Here is a 24,163-nt window from a genome sequence, read left to right as displayed (position 1 = left end):
GCCGCGTCGAGCAGCGTCTGCTTGGCTTCGGGGACGTCGAGCCCGATCGCGTCGATCAGGGAGATCATGGGTTCGGCGCCGACGAGCAGCCCGAGCGCGTGGGCGAGGCGGTCCATGGCAGTGTCGGGAAGCTGGTCCGCGAGTGGCGCGATGGCCTGCCGGATCTGGTCTTTGCGCCGTCCTTGGCGGACCGGTACCCGCTCCTCGTCGGGTGCGGCCTGTTGGCGAAACCACTGGTCGAGCGCGTTCTTGGCGATTCTGCGGTAGGGCAGCTGATCGTCGAGCATCAGAAAGCCGGTGCTGCGGATGAGCGCTTCCAGCCGTGCTTGCGGGTCGGTGCCGGCGGTTTCCACCTGCCGTGCTGACTGTTCCACCGTCTGCTCGTAGGTGGAGGTCGATGCCTCCCACCACAGGTCTTCGGCGGAGGAGAAGTAGCGGTAGGCGGTGGCGACGGAGACCAGCGCTCGTTCGGCGGCTGCCGGTATCGATGGTGGAGTGCCTTCGCGGACCAGCTCCACGGCAGCTTGCAGCAGGGCCGTGCGGGTGCGCGTCTTCTGGTTCAGCCGGCCCGACTCAGTGAGACTCCGGCCTTGACGTGAGACAGCCATCTCATGATGATAGCGCTATCGCGGGCAGTGAACGCTCGCATCGGTGAAGGGACATGCGATGGAGCGGGCCGAAATGATCGCCCTGGTGGAGCGGCACCTCAAGGCCGAAGGTGCCGGTGACGTCGACGGCGCTGTCGCCGTGTACACCGAGGACATCGAGCACGACGACATCGGGATGCCGGGTGGGCCCGTGACGGGCAAGGCCGCGGCGCGAGAGTTCTACCAGCACCTCACGGCGAACTTCCGCACCGAAGGCGAGGAAGCACGGCACCGGTACTTCGACGGCGACACGATGATCCTCGAGCAGCGCATGACCGGAACGGTGATCGGCGAGATGCTCGGCATCCCCGGCAACGGCCGGCGCGTCAGCTTCGGCATCCTGCACGTCTTCGACTTCCGCGACGGGCTGATCAGCCGGGAGCAGGTCTGGCTCGACAGCGGCTCCATCGTCGCCCAGCTCACCGCGCCCTGACATGACCCAGCCAGTGAGCCCCGACCAAGGAGGCCAACCGATGAACGCACTCGACTGGACCGGATTCCATCACCTCAGCATCAACGTGCACGACGTCGCGAAATCCGAGCAGTGGTACGTCGGCGTGCTGGGATTCACCAGGCTGACCAGCTACGCCACCGATCGGTTCGAACGCGTCATCCTTCGCCACGACAGCGGGGCGATGCTCGGCCTCAGCCGGCACAGGGCTGTCGAGGCCGACGAGGAGTTCGACGAGCGCCGGCCTGGCCTCGACCACCTCGCGCTGCACGTCACCGACCGCGCCAACCTCGAGGGCTGGGCGCGGCACTTCGATCGGCTCGGTGTCGAGCACTCCGGGATCCAGCCGGGAGCGGTCCACGGCTCGGCGCTGTTGGCCTTCCGTGACCCCGACAACATTCAGCTCGAGCTGATCAGTCTGCCGGCGGCCTGACGTGACGCTGCAGGTACAGCAGCTCGGGCACGTCGTGCTCAAGGTGCGCGACCGGGAGACCGCCGAACGCTTTTACTGCGACGTTCTCGGGCTGCCGGTCGTGGCCCGCCTCGAAACCCCGCCGATGACGTTCTTCACCCTCGGTAACCACCACGACTTCGCGATCGTCGAAGTCGGCGATGGACCACCCCCCTCAGCCGACTCGCCCGGCCTGTTCCACGTCGCCTTCCGCATCGGCGACTCAACCGCAGACCTGCGCGATGCGAAGGAAAGCCTCGACCGAGCCGGGGCACCGATTCTCGGCATCGCCGACCACACTGTGGCCCATAGCATCTACACCAGCGACCCAGACGGCAACAGTATCGAGCTCTACGCCGACGTCTCCGACATCTGGCGCACCGACCCTCACGCCGTCGCGACCATGCGGCCACTCCAGCTCTGACAGATGAGACGCTGCCCCAGGTGGCGGAATGGCTGCGCGACTACCACCGTGCGGTGGCTGACTTCGTTCCTCCGTCCGATGCCACTTGGCGCATGGGAGGGCAGTGCGCGCCGGGACAGATCATCTGTCACAACGACGCGACGCCGTATAACGCAGCCTGGAACGGCGGCCGGCTGGCGGGGTTCTTCGACTGGGACTTCGCCGGCCCAGGGGCTCCGGAATGGGACCTGGCCTTTACGGCCTGCGCGTGGGTGCCACTTCACGCCCGACATGTCGCAGCAGCCGAGGGATTCAGTGCCTTCGGTGATCGCCGCCGCCGGCTAGCGCTGCTGCTTGGGAAGTACGGCTGGGAGGGCCAGGTCGCCGACCTGCTAGCTGTCCTCGATCGACGACTTGAAGCGCATTGCGAGAACGTTCTTCAACTCGCCCGCGGCGGCGATCCGATGTTTCAGAAGCTGGTCGACAACGGCGCCGTCCGTGACGTGCTCACCGCCCGTGCCGAGCTCGCAGATTTCTAGGATCGTCTAGGTCAAAACGGCGACGTGAGGGTGCCGCTCTCGATCGATTTCGCCGCCGGCCGAGACCGCGCGAGAACGGCACCTACTGGCTGGCCTGGTTGGGGCAGAACTCCTGGATCGCCAGGAAGTAGGCGGCGGTGCCCGTCACGGCGCTGCCCAGACGCGCGTCGGCGAGAACGACTTGCTGTTTGTGGGGCTCTCCGACGGACAGGGTGCGGCATATCGTCTTGCCGAGCGCGATCAACTGATGGTCTGTGAGATGAGTCGCGTGGACCTTCTTCTCGACCGTGCGCATGGACGAGAGGCACTCCGTGGACTTCGGCGAGGCGGAGCACGCCGTAGGCGTTATGGCCAGGGCCAGGAGAAGCGGTGCCCCGCGCACGATCCCATGCACGGCCAGAACCGTAGCGCCGAACTCAAGCCGCTGGCCCTGCGCGATGAGTGAGAGCGGCACATCAGTACTGGTAGCGCGCCCGAGGCTCACTACTTCGCCGCCGTCTACGAGGTAGACGAGGCGCTGTTTCCTGCAGGGCGTCGTACTCCTCCCGCGAAAGCAGCACTAGCGCCATGATGGCCCCGGGAGGTCGGTATGGAGGAGCCCAACGCACTGGACGACTTCGACCTGTTCACGTTCGTACACGACGGGCGGACGCACCCGGTGTACCGGCAGGGCTCAGGTCCGGCTGTCGTCGTCATCCACGAGATGCCGGGCCTCCATCCAGGGGTGGTGGAGTTCGCTCGGCGACTGATCGGTGCTGGTTACACGACCTATCTGCCGTCGCTGTTTGGTCAGCCGGGCGAGCCGTTCTCTGGTAGCGCGATTCGACGGTCGGTGGCGCGCGTGTGCGTCTCCCGAGAGTTCACCGTGCTCGCGGACCGGACGAGCCGGGTGGCGAGCTGGCTGCGCGGGCTTGCTGCCCGCGCGTTCATGGAGTGCGGCGGCGTGGGTGTCGGAGTCGTCGGTATGTGCTTCACCGGCGGCTTCGCTCTGGCCACCGCAGTCGACCCGTCCGTGCAGGCGGCAGTGATGAGCCAACCCGCGCTGCCCGCGCCAATCGGCCACCGCCGCCGGGCCGCGATTGGTCTGGATGAAGACGACCTACATCGCGTTCAGCAGCGGACGCGGGAAGGACTCTGCGTACTGGGACTTCGGTTCACGAACGACAAGGGGTGCCCGGCAGAGCGATTCGAGGCCCTGCGCGCGGCCTTCGGTGATGCCTTCGAGGGCATCGAGATCGACTCATCGCCGGGCAACAGATATGGCATCGCGCAGAGCGCGCACTCTGTGCTCACCGTCGACCTCGTCGATGAGCCCGAGCACCCCACCCGTGCGGCACTGGACCGCGTCCTCACATTCCTAGCTGCGCAACTGATGCCATCCGCTGACAACGGCACCTACCGGTGACTCGGTCTGCCGCCGACTTGCTGCAGGACTACAACGGCGATGCCGATGGCGATGATGGCGATCCAAAGCGCTGAAACGCCGACAACGTCGGCGATGAGCATGGCCGCTCCGAACAGCATGAGGACGACCGCGAGAGCGAGCAGTGGTGTCTTCATCGGACGCATCCCTTCCTCCTCACTCGAGCCTCACCTCTTGGCCGCCCATCGGCCAGTGCCGAACGTCACCACTTCAAGCGGGTAGCGGTTCCCTACTTGCTGTCCCGAGGGACCCTTCCGCCAGCCTTCGAGTCAGCGAACGCCTCGAAGTTGATCTGATGCGCTCCGAGCGATCGGCACAGGCGCCGTTCGAAGGATCTCGTCGCGGGCGAAGGCGACGCACTCGGCACCTTCACGCTGTCGTCAGCGCTTGGTCGCCCGCACCAGTACTCCCCGTTTGGTTAGCCAAAGAGGCAGTGCCGTATGTTCCGCGCGTTCGAGCGGGATGTAGTTGTGCCTGCAGTAGGCGCGCACCTCTTCGCGGGTTACGAGTGGGAAGAACGGCCCGTCCCACCGCTCAGCGTCCAAGTCATCGAAGACCCCGCCGATGATTGCGGCTGCTTCTTCGGCGTCGAACGGAGACGGCGGATACCCCTCCGGCACGAGCTCGGGATCGCTGTTGCGGGCTGCTGTGCAGGCGTAGTAGCGACCCCCCGGACGCAGCACTCGAGCTGCTTCGCGAACCGCCTCAACCGGGTCCTCCAGGTGGTACAGGCACCACAGGTGTGTCACCTCGGCGAACGTCTCGTCCGCAAAGGGCAGCCGGAGTAGGTCCGCTCGTACGACCGGCCGATGTGGGCATTGAGCGAGCTGCGCCGGCGACAGATCGAGACCCACCCATCGCACCGTTGGTGCCAAGCGCGCTGCCAGCCGCCCTTCCCCGCAGCCGGCATCGAGCACCGGCCCAAGCAGCTCTGGCGCCACTATGTCGTGCACGTCGCGCGGCGCGATCCAAGCCCGTCGCCGCGCGGGATCCGCGTCGTAGTCCTGAGGAACTGTCGGCACCACGCCAGGCTGGCACCGGACGGCCGCGTCGGCCACCCAGTTGCGCCGCCCCTTGACGCGGGTCCAGCCGGGAGGAGTTTCCGGTGACGGCGCGCCCGAAAACGCCGGCTGCGAGCGGCGAGTTGTCCAGCGGCGCCAGAACACAGTGGCTCGTTAACGATCAAGCACCTGCCTCGACGTACCCCTCACGCCGCGGCCGCTGGGCGCTGAATCGTCATGCAGTCGTAACCGGCGCGCGACGCGTTCGGGAAGCCACCAGTTCCAGTGGCCGAACAGCGCGACCAGCGCCGGCACGACGAGGCTGCGGACGACGAGGGCGTCCAGCAGGATGCCGGCGCCGAGGCCGGTGGCGAGGATCTTGATGTCGGTCTGCGGGCCGGTTGACATCGCGAGGAACGCGAGGGCGAGGATCGCTGCGGCGCTGGTGACGATGCGTCCGGTGCGGGCGAGCCCCTCCACCACCGCACGCTCGGTGGAGCCGGTGCGGTCGTACTCCTCACGGATGCGCGCGAGGATGAACACCTCGTAGTCCATCGACAGACCGAACAGGAACGCGAAGACGAAGACGGGGACCCAGAACGTCACCGCTCCTGTCGCGTCGACGCCCCACACCGCGCTGCTTCCCCAGCCCCACTGCCAGACCATCACCAGCACGCCGTACGCGCCGGCCACCGACAGCAGGTTGAGCAACACCGCCTTCACGGCAAGGGCGACCGACCGCAGCGCGCGGGTGAGCAGCAGGAACGTCAGCACGGCGATCGTCGCGAGCATGAGCGGGAAGTTGCCGTAGATCGCATGCACGGCGTCGACCGTCGATGGGCCGACCCCCGCGACGCCGATGACGGCCGGGTCGTCGCGTACCGCGTCGCGGACGGCGGTGACCGTGGCCTTGCCGGCGTGCTGGCCGGCCTCCGCGGCCGGCAGCACGTCGACGAGGGCCGTCCCCGCGCGGCGGGCCGTCGCGGGCGCGACCACGGCGTGTACGCCGCTCACGCTGCGCAGCCGGGTCTCGACCGGCGCGGGGTCACCGTGCACGAGCACCTCTAGGGGCGTGAGGACCCCGCTCGGGACGCCACCGTGGGTGAGCGTGTCGAGTGCGGTCCGCGCCGGGCCCTGCTTGCTCAGGGTCGCGGTGCGCGGCTCACCGAGCCGGATCGCCAGCAGCGGCGTCGCGAGTGCTGCGAGGACGGCGAGCCCGAGCAGGGCGGCGACGATCTTGTGCCGGTAGACGGCGGCTGCCCACCGGGACCAGGTGGTGCTGACCGCGTCTTCCCGCCGTTCGTGTGGCCACTCGAGCCGGTCGCCGACGCGCGCGAGGAGCACGGGGAGGAGGGTCACCGCCACCGCAACGGAGACGAGCGGGATGAGCATGCCGGCGTAACCGATGGAGCGCAGGAACGGCACGTTCAGCGCGACGAGGGAGAGCAGCCCCGCGGCCACGGTCAGTCCGGAAAACACAACGGCGCGGCCGGCGGCGACCGTCGCGGCGAGGGCGGCAGCGCGGGCGTCGAGCCCGGCCGCCCGTTCCTCGCGCCAGCGGGTGAGTACGAGCAGCGAGTAGTCGATCGCGACGCCGAGGCCGATCAGGGCGACGAGGTACTCGACGATGAAGCTGACATCGGTCAGGGCGGTGAGTCCGCCGAGCAGCAGGAACGTCGTGAGGATCGAGATCGCGGCGACGAGCAGCGGCAGCGCGACGAGGAGGCTGGCGAAGACGACCACGAGCACGACGAGCGCGCCGAGGCCACCGATCATGCTCTCGGCGGCCACGCCGGCGCTCTTCTTCGGTGGCGCGGCGTTGGTGAGCTCGCGCATGCCGGTGACGTGCACCGTCCACCCCTCGGGCGCGGCCCGGCGGACCGCGGCGGCCAGCGTGTGGTCGAGCTTGGACTGGCCGTTCTGCTTGCTGTTGCGGGGGGTGAAGACGAGCGCGAAGGTGCTGCGCCGGTCACGGGTGAGGAACGTGCGGTCGTGGGTGTTCGCGTAGTCGACGACGCGTACGTCGGCATGGCGGCTCGCGGCGGCCAGAATGCCCGCCGCGAGCGCCAGCTGCTGGGGGTCGGCGAGGGTCTTCCCCGCCGGCGCGGTCACGACCGGGACGATCGGCTCCTGCTGGCCACCGTTGCCGAAGAGCCGTAAGACGTGCTGGTCGGCCTCGTAGCTGGGCTGAGCCGGCATGGCGTAGGTGTCGGTGAACCGGCCGATCGTGTGCGAGGCGGTGGCCGCGCCGCCGAGTGCCAGCAGCAGCCAGCCGAGGACGACGAGCCTCGGGTGCCGCAGGACGGCGCTGGCGAGTCGGTGCATGTCAGGCGACGGCGACCGACTGCGGCGAGGCGTGCCAGACGTCGGACGAGCGCAGCGACCGCACGACCAGCCCGAGCAGCACGGCCATGGCGGCGAAGGCGACGGCGACGAGCGGCCGCGCGCCCGACCCGAAGCCGACGCCTTGCGCGAACGCGCACACCGTGAGGGTCGGCGCGATCCAGCGGGGCGCGCCACCGCGGACGGCAGCGAACGCGAGCAGCGCGACGCCGAGGTCGAAGAGCAGGGCGAGCGGGTCCACGGAAGCGGCGGCGCTGGAACTGATCCGGTCGAGCGCCGTCGTCGCGTGGTTCGGGTCGAGCGAGCTCACGATGGAGGGGGCGCTGTCGGCCACGCCGTCCTCGAACAGGATCACCAGCCCGCCGGCTACGCCGGCGATGCCGCCGGCCACGGCCAGCCGGGGGGAGTGCGGAACAAGGGTGATCGCCAGCCAGACCAGTCCGGCGATCATGATCGGGATCGACAGCGTTTGCAGGGTGAGGCCGGTGACCATCGCGCCGTGCTGCGCCGTCAGTGCCTTGACCAGGTCGCTGCCGCCGTCGGACAGGGTGGGCAGCACGAGCATCGAGACGAGGCCGAGGACAGGTCCGGCCACGAGAGCGACGGCCCCGGCGCGGGCGGGTTTGGACATGAGGTCTCCTTGTCGGTCAGTGCGGTTGCGGTGAGAGCCGGTGCCAGGGTCGTGGCGCGAGGCAATCCGGCCAAGCCGGGTAGCCTCCGGCTCGGTTCGGGTTAGCCTCCGCAGCAGTGGGGGCCATCCGCATTGACCAGCGAGCGGGCGCCGCTGACGATCAGCCGATGTTGCGGGTCGGGCGGCGTGCGCGCCTTGCTGCACCCGTGCTGGCCGTCGCCACGTTGCTGGCGGCGGCGCTCGCCCTGCAGCTGCTGGCCGGCGGGATCCGCGCGCGCAGCCTCGGGCCGGTCGTGCTGGCGATGTCGGTCGGTGCACTCGGCGGCCTGATCCGGCTGCACCGGCCGGCGCAGCGCATCGGCCCGCTGCTGACGGTCACCGGCCTCGGTTTCGGCCTGGGCAGTCTGGCCGCGAGCGCACTCGACTACGGCGCCGCGCACCCGATCCCGCACCTCGCGGCGCAGGCTGCGTTCGCGGTCGTGGCGTTCTCCCGCGTGCTCGTCGCGGCGTGGGTGCTGTTCATCCTGTGGTTCCCGGAGGGGCGCATCGGCAGCCGGCGGTGGCGCGCGGTCTTCGTCGCGTCGCTCGCGTTCTGCGTCGCGGTCAGCGCCGTCGTGTGGCTGGTCGGGCCGGCGGACCGGGTGTTCGACTTCTACAAGGGGACGGCGGTGCCGCCTGGGGCGGGCGGCCCGTTCGCGGGTGCGTGGCCGGGGGCTGCCAGCGCCTCCGATCTGGTGCTGCTGCTGCCACTGGTCGCGCTCGGCGACCTGGTGCAGCGCTTCCGGCGCGGGGACGCCGTGCTGCGCGAGCAGGTCCGGTGGCTGCTCTACGCGTCAGCGACCACGATCGTCATGCAGATCGTCGGCGCCACGCTGGTGACCCGGGGCAGCGCGTTCGGCAATCTCGGCCTCGCGTTCAGCATCGCTACCCAGCCGCTGCCGATGATCGGCGCGACCGTCGCGATGCTGCGCTACCGGCTGTGGGACATCGACCTCGTCGTTTCGCGCACGCTCGTGTACGCCGTGCTGTGGGCCGCCTTGTCCGCGCTGCTGCTGGTCCCGGCGCTGGCGGCGGGGCTGCTCGTGGGTGGCCGTGACGCCGCGACTGCGGTCGCGATCGCGCTGCTCGTGACGGTCGTGTTCCACCCCGCTCGCCGGCGACTGGAGGCGACCGCCGAGCGGCTGGTCTATCGGCACCGGACGCGGCCCTACGTGCTGCTGTCCGGCGTGTGGGAGACGCTGCGCGCCGCCGACCTCGACCGGCTCGGCCCTCTTGTCTGCGAGGGAATTCGCCGCGGCCTGCAGGTGGAGTGGGCCGGGTTGTGGCTGCTCGCGACCTCACCGGTGGCTACGACGTTGCGTCCTCTCGGCCTCAGCGGCGCCACACCGACGGAGGCAGTCGCCCTCTCCGACCCGACGGTTGCGACGCTGCACGACGCGCACACCGCCGTCCTCGATGGGCCGCCGATGCGTGAGCTCGACCCGCTGTGGCCGGCCCCACCGGAGGCGGTCGTTCCGCTCGTTGCGGGTGAGGATCTCGTGGGGCTGCTGGCCTGTGGCGGGCGTCGTGGTGACCGGCTGCGCGCCGGGGACTTCGAGTTGCTGGAGATGCTCGGTCGGGAGTGCGCGATGCGGCTGCGCAACCTGCGCCTGGAGGCGCAGCTGCGCGAGCGGCTCGCCCAGATCGAGGAGCAGGCGGTGGAGCTGGCGCGCTCCCGGCAGCGGCTGGTCAGCGCGCAAGACGAGGAACGCCGTCGCATCGAGCGCAACCTGCACGACGGTGTCCAGCAGCAACTGGTCGCGCTGGTGGCCCGGCTGCACCGGGCGGCCGGTGAAGGCGCGCCGCAGCTCGCGGCTCTGGCGGCGGAGGCCGAGGACGCGGTGTTCGCCCTGCAGGAGCTAGGCCGCGGCATCTACCCGAGCGTGTTGAGCGATCAGGGGCTGGCGGCGGCGCTGCGGACGCAGGCCGCGCGAATGCCGGTCACTGTCTGCATCGAGGTCGACGACGCGCTGCTCGGCCGGCGGCTGGACCGGGAGGCCGAGGCCGCGCTGTACTTTGTCGCGCTCGAGGGACTCACGAACGCCTACAAGCACGCCGACGGCGCGTCGATCGCGGTGTGGCTGCACGCCGAGGGCGAGACCGTGTCGCTGGAGGTCGTCGACGCGGGCCCGGGCTTCGCCGCACGTGGCGGCGGCGGCAGCGGCCTGCAGAACATGCGCGACCGGATGGCGGCCGTCGGCGGCACGCTCGCCGTGCACAGCACGGTGGGGCAGGGCACGCGGGTGAGCGCGGCGATCCCGCTCGGGTCGGATCCGCGGCGGCCGGCTCAGCCGGTGCCGGCCGACTCCCGCAGGTAGATCAGCACCGCGGCGACCCGCCGGTTCAGCTCCGGCTCGGGGCCGACGCCCAGCTTCCCGAACACCGTCGCGATGCGCTTCTCCACCGCGCCGACCGACAGGTAGAGCTCGTCGGCGATCGCCTGGTTGGACCGCCCCGCCGCCATCAGCTCGAGGACCTGCAGCTCGCTCGGCGTGAGCGTCGCGAGCCGGGACCCGGGTTTGCGTGCCCGTCGCTGCAGGAGCGTCTCTACGATCCTCGGGTCCAGCGCTGAACCGCCGGCCGCGACCTCGCGGAGCGCGCGGAGCAGCTGGTCGGCGTCGCCGACTCGCACCTTGTGCAGGTAGCCGTAACCGTCGACGCCGTTCTTCAGCAGTGCCCACACGTATTCCTCGTCGTCGTGCTGGGACAGCACCACAATCCCGGTCTCCGGTCGCTCACGCTTGATCACGTGAGCGGCCTCGATGCCCTCCATCGAGTACGTCGGCGGCATCTTCACGTCCATCAGCACGGCGTCTGGGTGCAGCTGCCGTGCTGCCGCGAGCACCTCCTCGTAGTTCCCGGCCACACCGACGACCTCCACCCCGGCCTGCTCCTCGAGGAGGCGCCGGGTGCCCTCGCGGGCGATGTAGGCGTCCTCGGCGATCAGGACCCGTAGTGGCGCTGCTGCGCTGTCCATGCCAGGAATCCTGGCGCAGACGGGCGGAAGGCGTGCTCGCTGCGTGGCGGGGATGGCTGTCATGCCGTCGGCGTACCCGTCAGCCTCCCGAACGCGGACCGCGCCGCTGGGCGATCCACTCGTCGCGTCCCGGACCACGGTGCTTTGCGATAGGAAGCCCTCATGCCCAGCGACATTCCCTGGTCGATCGGTAGCTGCGACAGCGACGGCGAGTCCATCTACTACGAGGTTTCCGGACCGCCTGACGCCGATGTCCTGGTGCTGGGCCACGGAGCGGGCGGCAACCGCACGGTGTGGTTCCAGCAGGTGCCGCACTTCGCCCGCACCTACCGCGTCGTGACGTGGGACCAGCGCGGGTTCGGCGCGTCCACGAACAGGAACGACGATGCGAACCCCCGGTCGGCGGCACGCGACCTCGTCCGCATCCTCGACGCGGTCGGGGCGCCACGGGCGCATGTGGTCGGCCAGTCGATGGGTGGCTGGGCCGCCATGGGGGCCACACTGGCTGCCCCGGAAAGAGTGCGCAGTCTGGTCATCGCGGACAGCCTGGCCGGCATCTCCGTGCGCGAGTGGCTCGAGCGCGTCGGGCTGCCGCGCCGGCCGCAGCCGGTCGTCGGATACCACCCGGCGCTGAGTGATCGGTTCGCCGAGCAGCATCCGGACCGCGCGTTTCTCTACCAGCAGATCGGCCGGTCCGGCCTGGCCGCGGACGAGCAGCCGCCGGCCAGCGCGACGCTGGGACTGAGCGAGGTGCTCTTCACCGACGAGCAGGTCGCGGCGATCGGCTGCCCGGTGCTGTTCGTCGTCGGCGCGGACGACGACATCTTCCCCCCGGACTGGATCGAACGGACGTCGGCAAAGGTGCCCGGCGCGCGGGTGGAGGTCATCGCCGACGCGGGCCATTCGCCGTACTTCGAGCAACCCGAGCGCTGGAATGCCGTCGTCGGCGACTTCCTCCAGCGCGCTTCCTAACCGGGTTCGCGGCAGACGGCGAGCCGGGGCGGGCGCCCACGCCGGTCCAGGCGACACCTCACGGGCTTCGGCTGGCGACGCCGGCGGACACGCCGAAGACCCCCGATCGCGTCGAGGGTGAAGCACCAGCCTCAGTGCAGGACGTTGACCGCGCGCGCGACGACCAGCGCGACGACGCAGACCGCCACGGCCGACTGGGCGAGCATCAGCAGCTTCGCGGTGCGGGTCAGCGGCATCGTGTCGGTCGGGCTGAAGGCCACGACGTTCGTGTAGCTCACGTAGAGGTAGTCGGTGAACATCGGCTTCCAGTCGGCCTCGGCGAGCTCCGCGGTGGCCATCTGCGGGAACAGGAAGTCCGGTGCGTCGTGGCCGCCGGCCGCGCGCTCGAACGGGCCGCCCTGGTCTATTTCCCAATACCACAAGGCAAAAGCGATGACGTTGGTGAGGTAGATCGCGGCGCCGCTGCCGAGCAGCCCCTTCGCGTCCCCACCCACCCGGCCGTTGAGGATCTGCTCGATCAGCAGCGCTGCCGAGATCATGTTCGCCAGCGTGACGAGCGCCGTGAGGCCGATGCTCGCGTGCCGGGCGAGGGGGTGGCGCCGGTCGAGGTAGACCGGGTTCAGCGAGGTGAGCAACGCCAGCAGGGCGAGCTCGAGCGCGGGCAGCAGGTAGTGCGGCTTCAGCGCGAGCTTGTCCGGCAGCAGGATCTGCAGGGCGACCGCGGCCAGCACTGCGAGCATGACCGGCAGCCGGTTCTCACCCCGGCTGATCCGGCGCCACGACGGCCTGCTCTCGACCGATGTCGTCGCTTCGTCCCCGCCCCGCACGCCCTTCAGTAAACCGAGGATGCGCGCGAAAACCGTGGATTCACGCGCGTACGCCGGTCACCACTTGGTCCCCCGGAGACAGCCCACCGGTCACCTCCGTCAGCGAGGAGTCCGACAGCCCGACCGTGACGGGACGGGTGACGGGACTGCCGTTGTCGAGCACGCGTACGACGTAGCCCGCGTCACCGCTCTGGATCGCGCTCGTCGGGACGGTGAGCACCTGGTCGCGGGTCGCAGCCGTCCACGTGGCCGAGACCGACATGCCCGGCAGCAGCGCCGGGGGCGGGTCGACGATCGACACCGTCACCGGGTAGCTCACTACTGAACTGGCGAGCCCGGAGCCGGTCTGCGGCTCCAGCGGAGGGGCGACGACGGTCCCGCTGCCCGACAGGCCGAGAGCGCTGAACGTCAGCTGCACGTTCTGCCCGGCTTGCACGTACGGCGCGTCCTGCTCCTGCACGAGCACCTGCACGGCGAGCCCCGTGGTGCGCAGCTCCACGGCCGGCGTGCCCGGGAGCGCGCCGACGACGAGGTCGACCGCGGTGATGACGCCCGGTTGCGGCGCGAGCAGCTTGGTGCCGGCCAGTGTCGCTTGCGCCGCTGTCAGCTGCTCCTGCGCGTCGTTGATCGAGGTCGCGCCGCCGCCACCGCCCCCCGTTCCGCCGCTCGACCCGGTGCTACGGGCGGCGGAGGTCGAGCTGCCGGACGTCTGGGTGGACCGGCCGCCGCTCGTGGTTGTGCAGGTCTTGGTCGTGGTGACGCCGTCCGTCGGGTGCCGCGATGGCGCGGACGGACTTGAACCGGTCGACGGCCCGCTCGTGGCCGTCGGCCCCGTCGGCGCGGTCGTCGGCGTAGGCGTCGTCGACTCCGTGGGGCCGGGCGTCGGTCGCGGCGAGTGGCTCGCGACCGGCTGCCCGCTGGTGCTGCCTGCCGACGTGCCGGTGCGGCCGGTCGCCGGTGCCGGCTCGACGTTCGTGGTGGTCGTCGTACAGGACGTCCTCGGCGCGGACCCGGCGGGCGGCGATCCGGACGGTGCGGAACCGCCTGCTGATCCGCCGGCGGTGGCGTCGGCCGGCGCGGTGCCCGTGCCAGCGGCCGACGTCGTCGACGCCTGAGCGGTCGCCAGGGTCAGCTCTGCCTGCGCGGTGGCGACCTGCAGCGTCGCGGCCGTGTCGTCGACGGTGGCCAGCAGCTGGCCCTTCGCGACGGTCTGACCGGGATGCACGTCGACCGCGGTCACCCGCTGGCCCGTCGTGCCGAAGGCCAGGTCGACGGTCGCCTGCGCCGCGACGCTTCCGGTCGCCGAGATCCGATCGGTCACTGCGCCGGTCGTTACGGCGACGGTCTCGTAACGCACCGGGGTGGCGGCACTGCTGCCGCGGGCGCTCGCGATCAGCGCCGCGACCAGTGCGGCGACGAGCAGCACCCCGGCCTGAGCCGCCGTGACACGCCTGCTCGCCGCCGCCGTCATTGGTCAGCCGTTCTGGCCGCCTGCTGCCGGCGGCAGCAGGAAGATCGACGTGGCGGTGCGGTTGCCGCTGCTGTCCTGGCTGGTGCTGACGATGACGTCCATGCCGGAGCCCAGGTCCTTGAGCGAGCCGGCGGTCGTCTTGGTGACCGTGGCCGATGCCGGCAGGGCCACGGTGACGCTGCCACCCCGGGTCTGCAGCGTCATGCTCGTCGACGTCAGCGACGTGATCGTGCCGTTGACCGCGCCCGGTCCGAACAGTCGGCCGAGCCCGCCGGCCCGACCGGCGAAGCCGCCGCCCCCGCCCACCGCAGTGCCGCCGGTGCCCCCTGCGGCGCCGGAGCCGGAGCCGAAGCCGCCGCCGTTCTGGCCCGCCTGGCAGAGGCGGGCGACGATGAACGACGCGCCGCCTCCGCGCAAGCCGCCGGGGCCCGCGGCCGTCGTGGCCTGGGTCGACGTCGTGCTCGGCGTCCCGCACGGCAGCTTGCCGGCCTGGGCGTCCTGCACCGCGGCGGCCAGCGTGGCCGGGCCGCCGCTCGCGGTCACGTGACCGAGCGCGAAGCCGGCGCCCAGGAGCACGAGTCCGGCGACCGCGCCTCCGGCGTACAGCTTCGAGCGCGCGGAACCGGCGGGGTCGCGCGGTGGCTTGCCGGGATTGGCGATGAGGTCGGACAGGTCGGGCAGCTGCGGACCTGCGGCTGCGGCCGGCGCGCCGGAGTCGGGTGGCATGGTCATGGCGGAACTCCTGGCTACTCGTAACGAAGGGCTTCGACGGGATCCAGCCGGGCCGCCTGCCGGGCGGGCCAGTAGCCCGCGACGACGCCGACGACCAGCGCGGAGACGAATGCCAACCCGATGCCGTCGAGCGACGGCGTGGCGGTGACGTTGACGGCGTGGCCGACCGGCCCGGTCGCGACGACGCCGACGACGACACCGACCAGGGCGCCGCCGAGGCTGACGATGACGGCCTCGGCGAGGAACTGCCGGCCGATGTCGCGGCGCCTGGCCCCGATGGCCTTGCGGGTACCGATCTCGCGGACCCGTTCGCGGACGGACACCAGCATCGTGTTGGCGATGCCGATGCCGCCGATGACCATGGCGATGACCGCTATGCCGATGAGGAAGTGCTGCAGCGTCGACGACTGCGCGTCGGCGACTGCGAGCAGCTGGTCCTGGCTGGCCAGCGTGAAGTCGTCGCTCGCGCTGGGGGCGAGCTGGTGCCGCGTGCGCAGCGCTGCCGTGATGGCGCTGGAGACGTAGCTCAGCCGGCTCGGGTCGGTGACGGAGACGCCGATCGCGCGCAACGAGGCGGCACCGGTGAACCGCGACTGCACCGCGGTCACCGGCGTGAAGATGAAGTCGTCCGGGTCGGTGAAGCCGTTGCCACCGCCCTTGGGCTGGGTCACGCCGATGACGCGGAACGGGATGCCGTCGATGTCGATCGTCGAGCCGACGATCTCGTCAGGTGTGCTGCCGAGCGTGGTGACGGTCGACGGCCCGAGGACCGCGACGCGCAGTCCCTTCGTGACGTCGATGGCGGTCAGGAACGTGCCGGCCTGCACGGCGTAGTTGCGCACCTTCGCCTCGGCCGCCGTGGTGCCGGTCATCGAGGTCGTCGTGTTGCTGCGACCGTCGACGACCAGCACGTCGCCCACCTGCATCTCGGGCGCGACCGCGGCGACCCCGGGCAGCCTGGCGAGCGCATCGGCGTCGTCCACCGTCAATGTCGATGCCGAGCCGGCGGCGCCGCGAACCCCTCCGCTGAACGACGCACCGGCCGAGACGTTCAGCAGGTTCGTGCCGAGGCTCGCGATGCGGCTCGTCAGCTGCTGCTTCGTGCCCTGCCCGACGGCGAGCAGGGCGACCAGCGCCCCGACGCCGATGATGACGCCGAGGGCGGTGAGTGCCGTGCGGAGCCGGTTGCTGCGCAGCCGGCGCAGCGCCAGCCGCAACGCCTCCAGATAGCTCACCGCAGTGCCCCGGCGAGGTCCTCGGCGACGACTCGCCCGTCCGCGATGTGCAGCACCCGCTGCGCCTGCGCGGCGATGTCGGCGTCGTGCGTGATCGTGATGACGGTCAGCCCGCGGGCGTGCAGCTCGTGCAGCACGTGGAGGATCTCGCGGCTGGCCGACGAGTCGAGGTTGCCGGTGGGCTCGTCCGCGAGCAGCAGCGGGGGATCGGTGACGAGTGCGCGCGCGATCGCCACCCGCTGGCGCTGGCCGCCCGAAAGCTGCGACGGGTCGTGCCGCATTCGGTCGCCGAGGCCGACGCGCTGCAGCGCCGCCGCCGCGCGCTCGAGTCGCTCCCGCCGCTTGACGCCGGCGTAGACCAGAGGAGCGGCGACGTTGTCGAGCGCCGACTCACCCGCCACCAGGTTGAAGCTCTGGAAGACGAACCCGATCGCCCGGTTGCGCAGCCGTGCCTGGTTGTCGTCGGACAGCGTCGACGTCGGTACGCCGAGGAATGAGTAGGAGCCCCCCGACGGTCGGTCGAGCAGGCCGAGGATGTGCAGCAGCGTCGACTTGCCGGAGCCGGAAGGGCCCATGATTGCGACGTTCTCCCCGACGCCCACGGCGAAAGTCACCCCGCGCAGTGCCCAGACCTCGTTGGCGCCCAGCCGGTAGACCCGGGTCACGTCGCGGATGTCGAGCAGCACGCGGGCCTGCTCCGGACCGGTCACCCGGTCAGCCACCGGGTCAGCCACCGGTGCCGCCGGCACCACCCGCGCCGCCGGTGCCCCCGCCGCCCCCGCCGCGGAAGCCTCCGAAGCCCCCACCGCCCGTCCCGCCCAGCCGCGCGCGGAAGCCGCCGCCCGTTCCGCCGAGACCGCCGCCGATGCCGCTGCCCGGCGTGACCGTCGTCGTGCTCGTCGGGTTGACCACGCCGGTGACGACCACGTCCCCGGCGGCCAGACCCGAGATCACCTCGGTCATCCCGTTGGTCGACAACCCGATCTCGACCGGCCGGCTGTCGGGCCGCCCGTCGGCCATGACCTGCACGGTCGGCGCGTCGGTGCTGCCCTGGATCGCCGACGTCGGCACCTCGAGCACGTTGTCGCGCTCGCTGATGACGATGCTGATCTGCGCGCTCATGCCGGGGAGCAGGTGTGCCGGCGGCTGCGGCAGGTTCACCGTGACCGGGAACGTCACCGCGCCCGACCCGGACCCGGTCGTCGACGTGGTCGCCGCGCTCGGCAGTGCGCCCACGGTCCCGGTCGTCGACGTCGCCAGCGCGGGGAACGTGACCGTCGCCTTCTGCCCGGGCTGCAGGTCGACGATGTCGTCCTCGGAGACGGCCGCGACCACGCCGAGAGCGCCCGAGCTCATCGTGATGGCCGGCGACGTCGGCGGCAGCCCGGCGGTCAGGTTGACGGCGGTGATCGTGCCGTCGACCGGGGCCTTGAGCACGGTCGCGTCGACGGCGGACCGGGCGGACTGCACCTGCTGCTCGGCCTGCGCGACCGAGGCGGCGTCGGCGTCCGCGGTCGCGCCGCTCGTGCCGGCCGGCTCGGCTGCGACACGGGCCTGCGCGGCTGCCAGCTGTGCCTGGGCGCTGGCCAGCTGCGCCTGCGCCGCGCTGTCGTCGAGCCGTGCCAGCGTCACGCCGGCGGAGACCTGCTCACCGGCGGTAGCCGTCACCGAGGTGACCGTGGTGGCGCCGCTGCTGACGTTTCGCCCCGACGCGCCGCTGCCGCTACCGCCGCTCCCCGATCCCGAGGACAGGCTCGCGCCGGAGAAGTCCAGCGACAGCGTCGTCGCCGGCTGCACGGTGCCGACCGCCGCCACGGTCTGCGCGACGGTGCCGCGAGCAACCATGGCGGTGAGGTACTTCGTCGTCGAGGCGCTGCCCCCCTGCACCGACCAGACGACACCCCCGGCGATGAGCAGGATCGCGAGCGCGCCCGTGATGAGCCACCTGCGCACGCGACGACAGTGTCGCGGCTTCCTGAAGTGTTCCTGAACGTGTCGCGCGTCAGCGGTACGCCGAACCGCCCGCGTCGCCACCCGGGCAGAGCAGCCAGCCGCGGCAGTCCGTCTGCCCGTGATGCCGTTGCGTGGGCGGGGTCGGCAGCACGTTCCTAAGGTCGCCGTTGCTCGCGGGGGGCTGGGGCTGGTGGTCTTCGCGGTCGGACGGACGCCACCACCAGTTGGACCCGTTCATGCTCGTAGCGGTCGCGTCGGTCGGGACGTCGGTCGGCGCGACGAGTGGCGCGGCGGGGCCTTTGGCCGGCGGGCTCGGGACTGCCGCGGCGGCGGTAGACCCCGGGTTCGACGCGGCAGGCATTGACGCGGTGGTAAGCGGTCGGGACTGCACCGGTGCCGCGGAAGTCGGCGCGGCCGCCTGACCGACGATGACGACGGTCATCCCGGTCGCGGCTGCCAGCGCCATCGCGGTGCTGCTGACTGCGGCGTGCGCGCCGAACGCCTTGCGCGCCAGGGCGACCGGCAGCAGCACGCCGGACAGGGTTTCCCGCCAGCGTCGGGTCAGTTTCGAGCGCGCCCGGCCGAGCGCGTTCTCCACCGTCTTTTCCGCCAGGCCGAGACGTTGGGCGGTCTGCCGGGTGGTCTCCCCGGCTGCTCGTGCGAGCAGCACGCTGCGCTCGGTCGACGGGAGGTCGTCGACCTGCCGCGCGAGCCAGCCGGCCTCCGCGCGGTCGCACACGTCGTCCTCCGGCGAGCCGGCCTGCGCGAACATCCGGGCGGCCGCTGCGAGCTCGGCCCGCAGTCGGGCCTGCTCGCGCCGGTGCAGGTCGACGGTGACGCGGGCCGTCGTCGTCATCAGCAGCCGGCCCGCACGGTCGAGGTCGAGCGTCGGGAACGTCGCGGCGCGGACCAGCGCGTCGTGCGCGCAGTCCTCGGCGTCGTCGGGCTGCCTGCAGCGCGCCGCGGCGACCCGCACGGCGGCGTCGCGCTCGGCCAGCAACGCCGCCCAGGTGCGGTCGCTGTTGCGCTCGTCGACAGCGGTCACGGTCGCCTCCCGCCCGCATTGTGGGCCTTTGCGGCGGATCAGTCTCGGGGGGTTGGGAGGTGCTCGTCCGTAGAGGAGGTGAGTCGGTGTCCGTGGGCGGCGCCGCTCCGAGGAGGCAGCATGAGCACCGGCTCCCGTGGCCTACGCCGAGCCGTGAGTGCGGCCGCAGCAGTCGTCGCGGTCACCGCGGGGCTGGGCGCCGCACCCGCGCTGTCCTGGGGCGGTCACGGCGACTCGTCGTGGCACCAGTCGTGGCACGACCGGCAGCAGCCGGCCGACGACGCGGCGGCCGCCGCACCTGCTGACGGCGCTCCTGCCGCGCAGACCCCTGCCGCGCCGGCAGGTGCGGCGGCGCCGAACGCCGTCGCGGCGAGCACCTGCACCACCGACAGCGGTCTGCCCGCACCCGTCGCCGGGACCGCCGTCGACACGGTGACCACGGTCCAGAGCACCGCGAGCAGCACCGCCGGTCAGGCGCCGCCCGCCGACGTCGCCGGCACGTTGGGCAGCCAGCTCGGCTGCACCTCGTCCACGCCGTCGGCCGACGACAGCTCCACCGGGGGCTCGTCGTCGAGCAGCGATGCGACCACGACGACGGCGGACCAGACGTCGGTCGACAGCGCACCTGCGGCAACCCCCGCGACCCCGGTGTCGGGGGACCCGAACTTCGCCGGCTAGGCGTAGGCGGCGTGCGGCTACCTCGCCGGGTGCTGGCCGTGCTGGTGGCGGCGGCGTGCGCCGCCGCCACTGGTGGGTGTGCCACGTCGACGATCACGACGGTCGCCGCCGGCCCGGTGGCCCCGGCCACGACCACGTCGTACATCGCGACGCCCCGCAGCGGCGGGATGCCGATCTACGGGGCGCCGGGAGCCGCGCGGCCCGCGATCACGTTGAGCCCGCGCACGGCCTACGGCTCCGAGCGGGTCGTGCTGGTGCTCGGCGCGCAGCACGGCTGGCTGCACGTGCTGCTGCCGATCCGGCCGCTGGGCAGCAACGGATGGGTGCCGATGTCGCAGGTGTCGCTGACCCGCACCGACTTTCGTGTCGACGTCGCCCTGTCGCAGCACCAGCTCACGGTCTACCGGGGGGCGCAGGCCGTGCTCACCGCCATCACCGCGACCGGCACGTCCGCCGACCCGACACCGACCGGCCTGCTCTACGTCACCGACGTTGTGCGTACCGCTCACCCCGACGGGCCCTACGGGCCGTTCGCGCTCGGGCTGTCCGGCTACTCACCGACGCTGACGTCGTTCGACGGCGGTGACGCCGAGATCGGCATCCACGGCACCGACCAGCCGCAGCTGCTCGGTCAGTCGGTGTCGCACGGCTGCGTGCGAGTTTCCAACCAGGTGGCGACCGAGTTGGCGTCTGCGCTGCCGCTGGGCACGCCGGTCACCGTGCACGCCTGAGTCGGCGCGCCGGGGATCAGCCGACCGGCTGTGGCACCCGGTCGAGCGCAGGCCCCATGAGGTCGGCGAAGTTGTCGCAGAAGAACGCCTGCTTCTCCTCGGCGCTGCGGCCGGCGAGGCTCGCCTCGAACCGCTTCATCGGGTTGCGCCCACCCTCGACGTGCGGGTAGTCGGAGGAGAACATCGCGACCTGCGGACCGCACTGCTCGACGATCCACCCGGCCGGCTCGTGCGGGTAAGGCGTCGCGCGCACCTGTCGTTGCACGAACTCCGATGGCTTCAGGCTGAGGTTCTGCAGGCGCTCCTCGTTGCGCCGGAACGCCTCGGCCGCCGAGTCCATGGAGTGCATCCAGCCCGGCACCCAGCTCGCCCCGAGCTCGATCAGGCCCCACTTCAGCCGCGGGAACCGGTCGAGGACGCCGTCGAAGATCAGCGTGCCGAGCGTCTGCATCGGTGCGTAGGGGATCGCCAGGTAGGACACCGACGTGAAGTTCGTGTCGCCGCCGTGGAAGTCGGGCACCGGCGGCAGGCCGTTGGCCTTGTAGACCGGGCTCATCGGCTTCTCGCCGCCGACGTGGAACAGGATCGGTACGCCGGCCTCCTCGGCCTGCGCCCACACCCGGTCGAAGCCGATGTGGCTGGGGGAGTGGTGCCGGGGCGGGTCGGAGGCGATCATCAGCGCGGCCGCGCCCATCGCGATCGCGTCGGCGGCGCAGTCGGCCGCCCGCTCGATGTCGGTGAACGGCACGAAGCAGACGGGCAGCAGCCGCGGGTCGACCGTGCAGAAGTCGACGATCCCGCGGTTGTGGCCGGTGGCCAGACCGTAGGCCAGGTCGGCATCCTCGCCGACCGCGAACGACCGCAGCGGCCCCAGGTAGGTCGTCGTGAACACCAGCTGGCTGGCGAACCCGAGGTGGTCCAGCGCCGCCGGCCGGTCCTCGCGCAGGATCGCGCCGAGCGCGACGTGGTTCTTGCGCAGCAGGATCTCCTCGGCGTCGTGCTGCCGCCACTCCGGGTCGCGCTGCTTCACCAGCGCCTTCTCGGTCAGCGGGTCGCCGCGGTCGGAGTGCAGCGCCTCGCGCAGCCGGTCGCGGATGCCCGGGTCGGCGTAGTGCTCGGCGTAGCCCTGCGGCTCGAAGATGTGCGAGTCGGCGTCGTGCACTGTCCGGTCTTCGACGTACGCCATGACGTCCTCCTCGATGCGGCTGGCCCGATCACACCATGCGCGGACGTTTCTCCATAGGGCCCTGGTGGCTAGCGTGTGGCCGGTGACGGAGGGAGACGCGTTGCCGCCGCCGGAGACCGTCGAGGTCGCCGACGGCGTCTACGCCTACCTGCAGCCCGACGGCAGCTGGTGGATCAACAACGCGGGTTTCGTCGTCGGGACCGACGCGGTGACGTCGATCGACGCGACGTCGACCGAGAGGCGCACCCGCGCCCTGCTCGGCGCCATCGCCGGGGTGACGTCGCAACCGGTCACGACGCTGGTCAACACCCACCACCACGGCGACCACACCAACGGCAACTGCCTGTTCGCCGACGCGACGATCGTCGGCCACCGCAACTGCCGCACCGGCGTGCTCGCCCAGCACATCGGCGGGCTGGAGCCGGTCTTCGGGCCGGTCGACTGGGGCGACCTGCGCATCACCGCGCCGTCGGTCGTCTTCGACGACCGGCTGACCGTGTTCGCCGGCGACCGGGAGATCCAGCTGCACTACATCGGCACGCCCGCGCACACCACCGGCGACGTGGTCGCGTGGCTGCCGGCGGAGCGGGTGCTGTTCGCCGGTGACCTGCTGTTCGACGGCGGCACGCCGTTCCTGCTCATGGGATCGGTCCGCGGGGCGCTGGTGGCTCTGCAGCGGCTGCGCGACTACGACACCGCCGCCATCGTCCCGGGCCATGGCCCCGTGTGCGGCGCCTCGACGATCGACCTGGTCGAGGCCTACGTGCAGTTCGTCCTCGACCTGGCCGGGGAGGCGCACGCCGCGGGCCTGTCGCCGCTCGACGCCGCCCGCGAGGTCGACCTCGGGCCCTACGCCGAGCTGCACGACCGCGAGCGCATCGTCGGCAACCTGCACCGCGCCTACGCCGAGCTGGAGGGCGAGCCGCTCGGCTCACCGATCGACATCGCGGCGGCGTTCGGCGACATGATCACCTACAACGGCGGCCGGCCGCTGCGCTGCCTCGCCTGAGCCGGTCATCCCACGCCGGCTCGCTCGCGGCCGCGTGACGGCTACGGTGCAACCCATGGTCGGGGCGGAGAGGTGGGAGGTGCGGCTGGAGGGCCCGCGGGCCTGGACCGCGGTCGCCACGGCGTTCGCCTCGATGTTCACGGTCTTCGGCGTGGCTTACAGCTTCGGGGCGTTCCTGACCCCGATGCAGCAGGACTTCGGCAGCGGGCACAGCGCGACGTCGGCGGTGTTCGGCATCACGGCATTCCTATACTTCGAGTTCGGCGCGCTCTCGGGTGCCGCGGTCGACCGGTTCGGACCACGGCCGGTGCTGCTCGTCGGCGCGGTCGCAATGGGCGCCGGCATGGTGGTGACGGCGGCCGTCCACCACCTGTGGCTCGTCTACATCACCTACGGCGTCGGCGTCGGCGTCGGGGTGGCCTGCGGCTACGTGCCGATGGTCGCGGTCGTCGGCAACTGGTTCGACCGCCGCCGCAGCACCGCCGTCGGCATCGCGGTCGCCGGCATCGGCGTCGGCACGCTGGTCGGCGCGCCCCTGGCCGCGGCGCTCATCGATTCCTTCGGATGGCGTACGACGGAGGTCGCGCTCGGCCTGGCCGGTGCGGCCGTCCTCGTCGTGTGCGCCCTGCTGACGAGCCGCCCGCCGCTGCACGCGACGGAGGTCGAGTCGGTGCCGCTGCGCGAGACGATCCGGTCGGCGAACTTCCGCTGGCTCTACATCTCCGGGTTCTTCGGTTCGCTGGCGCTGTTCGTGCCGTTCGTCTACCTGCCGCCGTTCGCCCGCGACCACGGCGCCGGCAAGGTGGCCGCGGCCGCGCTGGTCGGGTTCATCGGCGCGGCCAGCGTGGTGGGCCGCCTCGGACTCGGGGCGCTGGCCGACCGGTGGGGGCACGTGCGCACCTACCGGGGCTGCGTCGCGGCGATGGCGTGCAGCTACGCGATCTGGCTGGTGGTCACCAGCTACGGCCTGCTGGTCGTCTTCGCGATCGTCCTGGGTGTCGGCTACGGCGGCTTCATCGCGCTGTCGCCGTCGGTGGCCGCGACGCTCTTCGGCACCCGTGGACTCGGCGGCACCCTCGGCGCGCTCTACACCAGCGCCGGCATCGGCGCCCTGGTCGGCCCGCCGGCCGCCGGTTACCTGATCGACCACCTGGGCGGCTACCGGACCGCGCTCGTCGCGACGCTCGCCGTCGCCATCGCGGCGTACCTGCTGCTGCTGCCGCTGCGCACGCGACCGGCGGTGGTCACGTCGTGAGCGACGCCGTCTGCGCGATCTGCGGCCGCCGCGAGGACGAGCCGCCGCCGACCTGGACCGTGCAGACCGAGCGCGGCCGTCGCCAGTGGATCTGCGACACGTGCACCCGCGAGCACCTGCGCAGCATCGAGGCGCGCCTCGACAGCGAGTGGTGGTAGGCGCGC

At 71.6% G+C, this 24,163-nt stretch carries 27 protein-coding genes; 12 read left to right on the top strand and 15 right to left on the bottom strand.

The genetic code is table 11. The features are described 5' to 3' along the window. Positions 1–608 (bottom strand): TetR/AcrR family transcriptional regulator (locus tag VFJ21_13525; GenBank protein HET7408138.1); only part of this gene is annotated, 608 nt, incomplete at its 3' end. Positions 609–666: 58 nt separating this feature from the next. On the opposite strand from VFJ21_13525, the gene VFJ21_13520 reads away from it, so the two are divergent. From VFJ21_13520 to VFJ21_13505, 4 genes are read left to right on the top strand one after another with little or no spacing between them, the layout of a single operon-like run. Then, on the top strand, positions 667–1,080 hold the full coding sequence (locus VFJ21_13520; GenBank protein HET7408137.1) for a nuclear transport factor 2 family protein: 414 nt from the start codon (positions 667–669) through the stop codon (positions 1,078–1,080). A 40-nt stretch (positions 1,081–1,120) separates the two neighbouring features. After that, entirely contained in the window at positions 1,121–1,531 is a 411-nt protein-coding gene (locus tag VFJ21_13515) for a VOC family protein (GenBank protein HET7408136.1), read from the top strand. Between the two features lies 1 nt (position 1,532). Next, positions 1,533–1,973: a VOC family protein gene (locus VFJ21_13510; protein ID HET7408135.1), complete on the top strand. Its 441-nt coding sequence runs from the start codon at positions 1,533–1,535 to the stop codon at positions 1,971–1,973. Further along, the gene (locus VFJ21_13505; GenBank protein ID HET7408134.1) at positions 1,922–2,491 is read left to right on the top strand and encodes a phosphotransferase; all 570 of its coding nucleotides are present in this window, start codon (positions 1,922–1,924) and stop codon (positions 2,489–2,491) included. The genes VFJ21_13510 and VFJ21_13505 overlap by 52 nt, the downstream gene beginning before the upstream one ends. Before the next feature lie 82 nt (positions 2,492–2,573). Here VFJ21_13505 and VFJ21_13500 read toward each other — a convergent pair whose 3' ends face one another. Further along, positions 2,574–2,786, bottom strand: a complete 213-nt coding sequence (locus VFJ21_13500; GenBank protein ID HET7408133.1) for a DUF732 domain-containing protein — start codon at positions 2,784–2,786, stop codon at positions 2,574–2,576. A 294-nt stretch (positions 2,787–3,080) separates the two neighbouring features. On the opposite strand from VFJ21_13500, the gene VFJ21_13495 reads away from it, so the two are divergent. Next, a complete protein-coding gene (locus VFJ21_13495; GenBank protein ID HET7408132.1) occupies positions 3,081–3,896 on the top strand; it encodes a dienelactone hydrolase family protein in 816 nt (271 codons plus the stop codon). Here the strand turns inward: VFJ21_13495 and VFJ21_13490 are convergent. The 4 genes from VFJ21_13490 to VFJ21_13475 all read right to left on the bottom strand — a co-directional run bounded on the left by VFJ21_13490 (position 3,887) and on the right by VFJ21_13475 (position 7,889). After that, entirely contained in the window at positions 3,887–4,060 is a 174-nt protein-coding gene (locus VFJ21_13490; GenBank protein HET7408131.1) for a hypothetical protein, read from the bottom strand. The genes VFJ21_13495 and VFJ21_13490 overlap by 10 nt on opposite strands. Before the next feature lie 234 nt (positions 4,061–4,294). Then, entirely contained in the window at positions 4,295–5,080 is a 786-nt protein-coding gene (locus VFJ21_13485) for a class I SAM-dependent methyltransferase (GenBank protein HET7408130.1), read from the bottom strand. Between the two features lie 9 nt (positions 5,081–5,089). Beyond that, complete coding sequence (locus VFJ21_13480; GenBank protein HET7408129.1) at positions 5,090–7,240, bottom strand: MMPL family transporter; 2,151 nt, start codon at positions 7,238–7,240, stop codon at positions 5,090–5,092. A 1-nt stretch (position 7,241) separates the two neighbouring features. Next, positions 7,242–7,889 (bottom strand): hypothetical protein, encoded by a 648-nt coding sequence (locus VFJ21_13475; GenBank protein ID HET7408128.1) that lies wholly within the window; start codon positions 7,887–7,889, stop codon positions 7,242–7,244. 167 nt (positions 7,890–8,056) lie between these two features. Here VFJ21_13475 and VFJ21_13470 point away from each other — a divergent pair, with 167 nt between their 5' ends. Further along, positions 8,057–10,246 (top strand): ATP-binding protein, encoded by a 2,190-nt coding sequence (locus VFJ21_13470; protein ID HET7408127.1) that lies wholly within the window; start codon positions 8,057–8,059, stop codon positions 10,244–10,246. On the opposite strand, the gene VFJ21_13465 is transcribed toward VFJ21_13470, so the two are convergent. Further along, complete coding sequence (locus tag VFJ21_13465) at positions 10,216–10,905, bottom strand: response regulator transcription factor (protein HET7408126.1); 690 nt, start codon at positions 10,903–10,905, stop codon at positions 10,216–10,218. The two genes, VFJ21_13470 and VFJ21_13465, sit on opposite strands and share 31 nt — an antisense overlap. A 162-nt stretch (positions 10,906–11,067) precedes the next feature. Between VFJ21_13465 and VFJ21_13460 the strand changes: the two genes are divergently transcribed. Continuing rightward, positions 11,068–11,877, top strand: a complete 810-nt coding sequence (locus tag VFJ21_13460) for an alpha/beta fold hydrolase (GenBank protein ID HET7408125.1) — start codon at positions 11,068–11,070, stop codon at positions 11,875–11,877. 131 nt (positions 11,878–12,008) lie between these two features. On the opposite strand, the gene VFJ21_13455 is transcribed toward VFJ21_13460, so the two are convergent. The 7 genes from VFJ21_13455 to VFJ21_13425 are packed head-to-tail and all read right to left on the bottom strand — an operon-like array spanning position 12,009 to position 19,140. Further along, a complete protein-coding gene (locus VFJ21_13455) occupies positions 12,009–12,704 on the bottom strand; it encodes a hypothetical protein (protein HET7408124.1) in 696 nt (231 codons plus the stop codon). Between the two features lie 40 nt (positions 12,705–12,744). Beyond that, the gene (locus tag VFJ21_13450) at positions 12,745–14,175 is read right to left on the bottom strand and encodes an HlyD family efflux transporter periplasmic adaptor subunit (protein HET7408123.1); all 1,431 of its coding nucleotides are present in this window, start codon (positions 14,173–14,175) and stop codon (positions 12,745–12,747) included. A gap of 3 nt (positions 14,176–14,178) precedes the next feature. Continuing rightward, a complete protein-coding gene (locus VFJ21_13445) occupies positions 14,179–14,907 on the bottom strand; it encodes a hypothetical protein (GenBank protein ID HET7408122.1) in 729 nt (242 codons plus the stop codon). A 14-nt stretch (positions 14,908–14,921) separates the two neighbouring features. Then, positions 14,922–16,142, bottom strand: a complete 1,221-nt coding sequence (locus VFJ21_13440) for an ABC transporter permease (GenBank protein ID HET7408121.1) — start codon at positions 16,140–16,142, stop codon at positions 14,922–14,924. Continuing rightward, the gene (locus VFJ21_13435; GenBank protein ID HET7408120.1) at positions 16,139–16,864 is read right to left on the bottom strand and encodes an ABC transporter ATP-binding protein; all 726 of its coding nucleotides are present in this window, start codon (positions 16,862–16,864) and stop codon (positions 16,139–16,141) included. The genes VFJ21_13440 and VFJ21_13435 overlap by 4 nt, the downstream gene beginning before the upstream one ends. A gap of 4 nt (positions 16,865–16,868) precedes the next feature. Continuing rightward, positions 16,869–18,095 (bottom strand): efflux RND transporter periplasmic adaptor subunit, encoded by a 1,227-nt coding sequence (locus VFJ21_13430; GenBank protein ID HET7408119.1) that lies wholly within the window; start codon positions 18,093–18,095, stop codon positions 16,869–16,871. A 49-nt stretch (positions 18,096–18,144) separates the two neighbouring features. After that, a complete protein-coding gene (locus VFJ21_13425) occupies positions 18,145–19,140 on the bottom strand; it encodes a sigma-70 family RNA polymerase sigma factor (GenBank protein HET7408118.1) in 996 nt (331 codons plus the stop codon). A gap of 120 nt (positions 19,141–19,260) precedes the next feature. On the opposite strand from VFJ21_13425, the gene VFJ21_13420 reads away from it, so the two are divergent. Both VFJ21_13420 and VFJ21_13415 read left to right on the top strand, forming a co-directional pair. Then, positions 19,261–19,818 (top strand): hypothetical protein, encoded by a 558-nt coding sequence (locus tag VFJ21_13420; protein ID HET7408117.1) that lies wholly within the window; start codon positions 19,261–19,263, stop codon positions 19,816–19,818. Between the two features lie 11 nt (positions 19,819–19,829). Next, a complete protein-coding gene (locus tag VFJ21_13415) occupies positions 19,830–20,549 on the top strand; it encodes a L,D-transpeptidase (GenBank protein HET7408116.1) in 720 nt (239 codons plus the stop codon). 16 nt (positions 20,550–20,565) lie between these two features. Here the strand turns inward: VFJ21_13415 and VFJ21_13410 are convergent, their stop codons facing one another. Further along, positions 20,566–21,735, bottom strand: coding sequence for an amidohydrolase family protein (locus tag VFJ21_13410; protein HET7408115.1), 1,170 nt, complete (start codon positions 21,733–21,735; stop codon positions 20,566–20,568). Between the two features lie 82 nt (positions 21,736–21,817). Between VFJ21_13410 and VFJ21_13405 the strand changes: the two genes are divergently transcribed. The 3 genes from VFJ21_13405 to VFJ21_13395 are packed head-to-tail and all read left to right on the top strand — an operon-like array spanning position 21,818 to position 24,157. Continuing rightward, positions 21,818–22,744 carry an MBL fold metallo-hydrolase gene (locus tag VFJ21_13405; GenBank protein HET7408114.1) on the top strand — a complete coding sequence of 309 codons (927 nt, stop codon included), beginning with the start codon at positions 21,818–21,820 and terminating at the stop codon, positions 22,742–22,744. Between the two features lie 55 nt (positions 22,745–22,799). Then, the gene (locus VFJ21_13400; GenBank protein HET7408113.1) at positions 22,800–23,999 is read left to right on the top strand and encodes an MFS transporter; all 1,200 of its coding nucleotides are present in this window, start codon (positions 22,800–22,802) and stop codon (positions 23,997–23,999) included. After that, entirely contained in the window at positions 23,996–24,157 is a 162-nt protein-coding gene (locus VFJ21_13395; GenBank protein HET7408112.1) for a hypothetical protein, read from the top strand. The genes VFJ21_13400 and VFJ21_13395 overlap by 4 nt, the downstream gene beginning before the upstream one ends. Positions 24,158–24,163 lie beyond the last annotated feature (6 nt).

The organism is Mycobacteriales bacterium (genome assembly GCA_035690485.1).
In the GTDB taxonomy this organism is placed as follows: Bacteria; Actinomycetota; Actinomycetes; order JAFAQI01; family DASSKL01; genus DASSKL01.
This window is presented reverse-complemented; position numbering and strand designations above follow the sequence as displayed.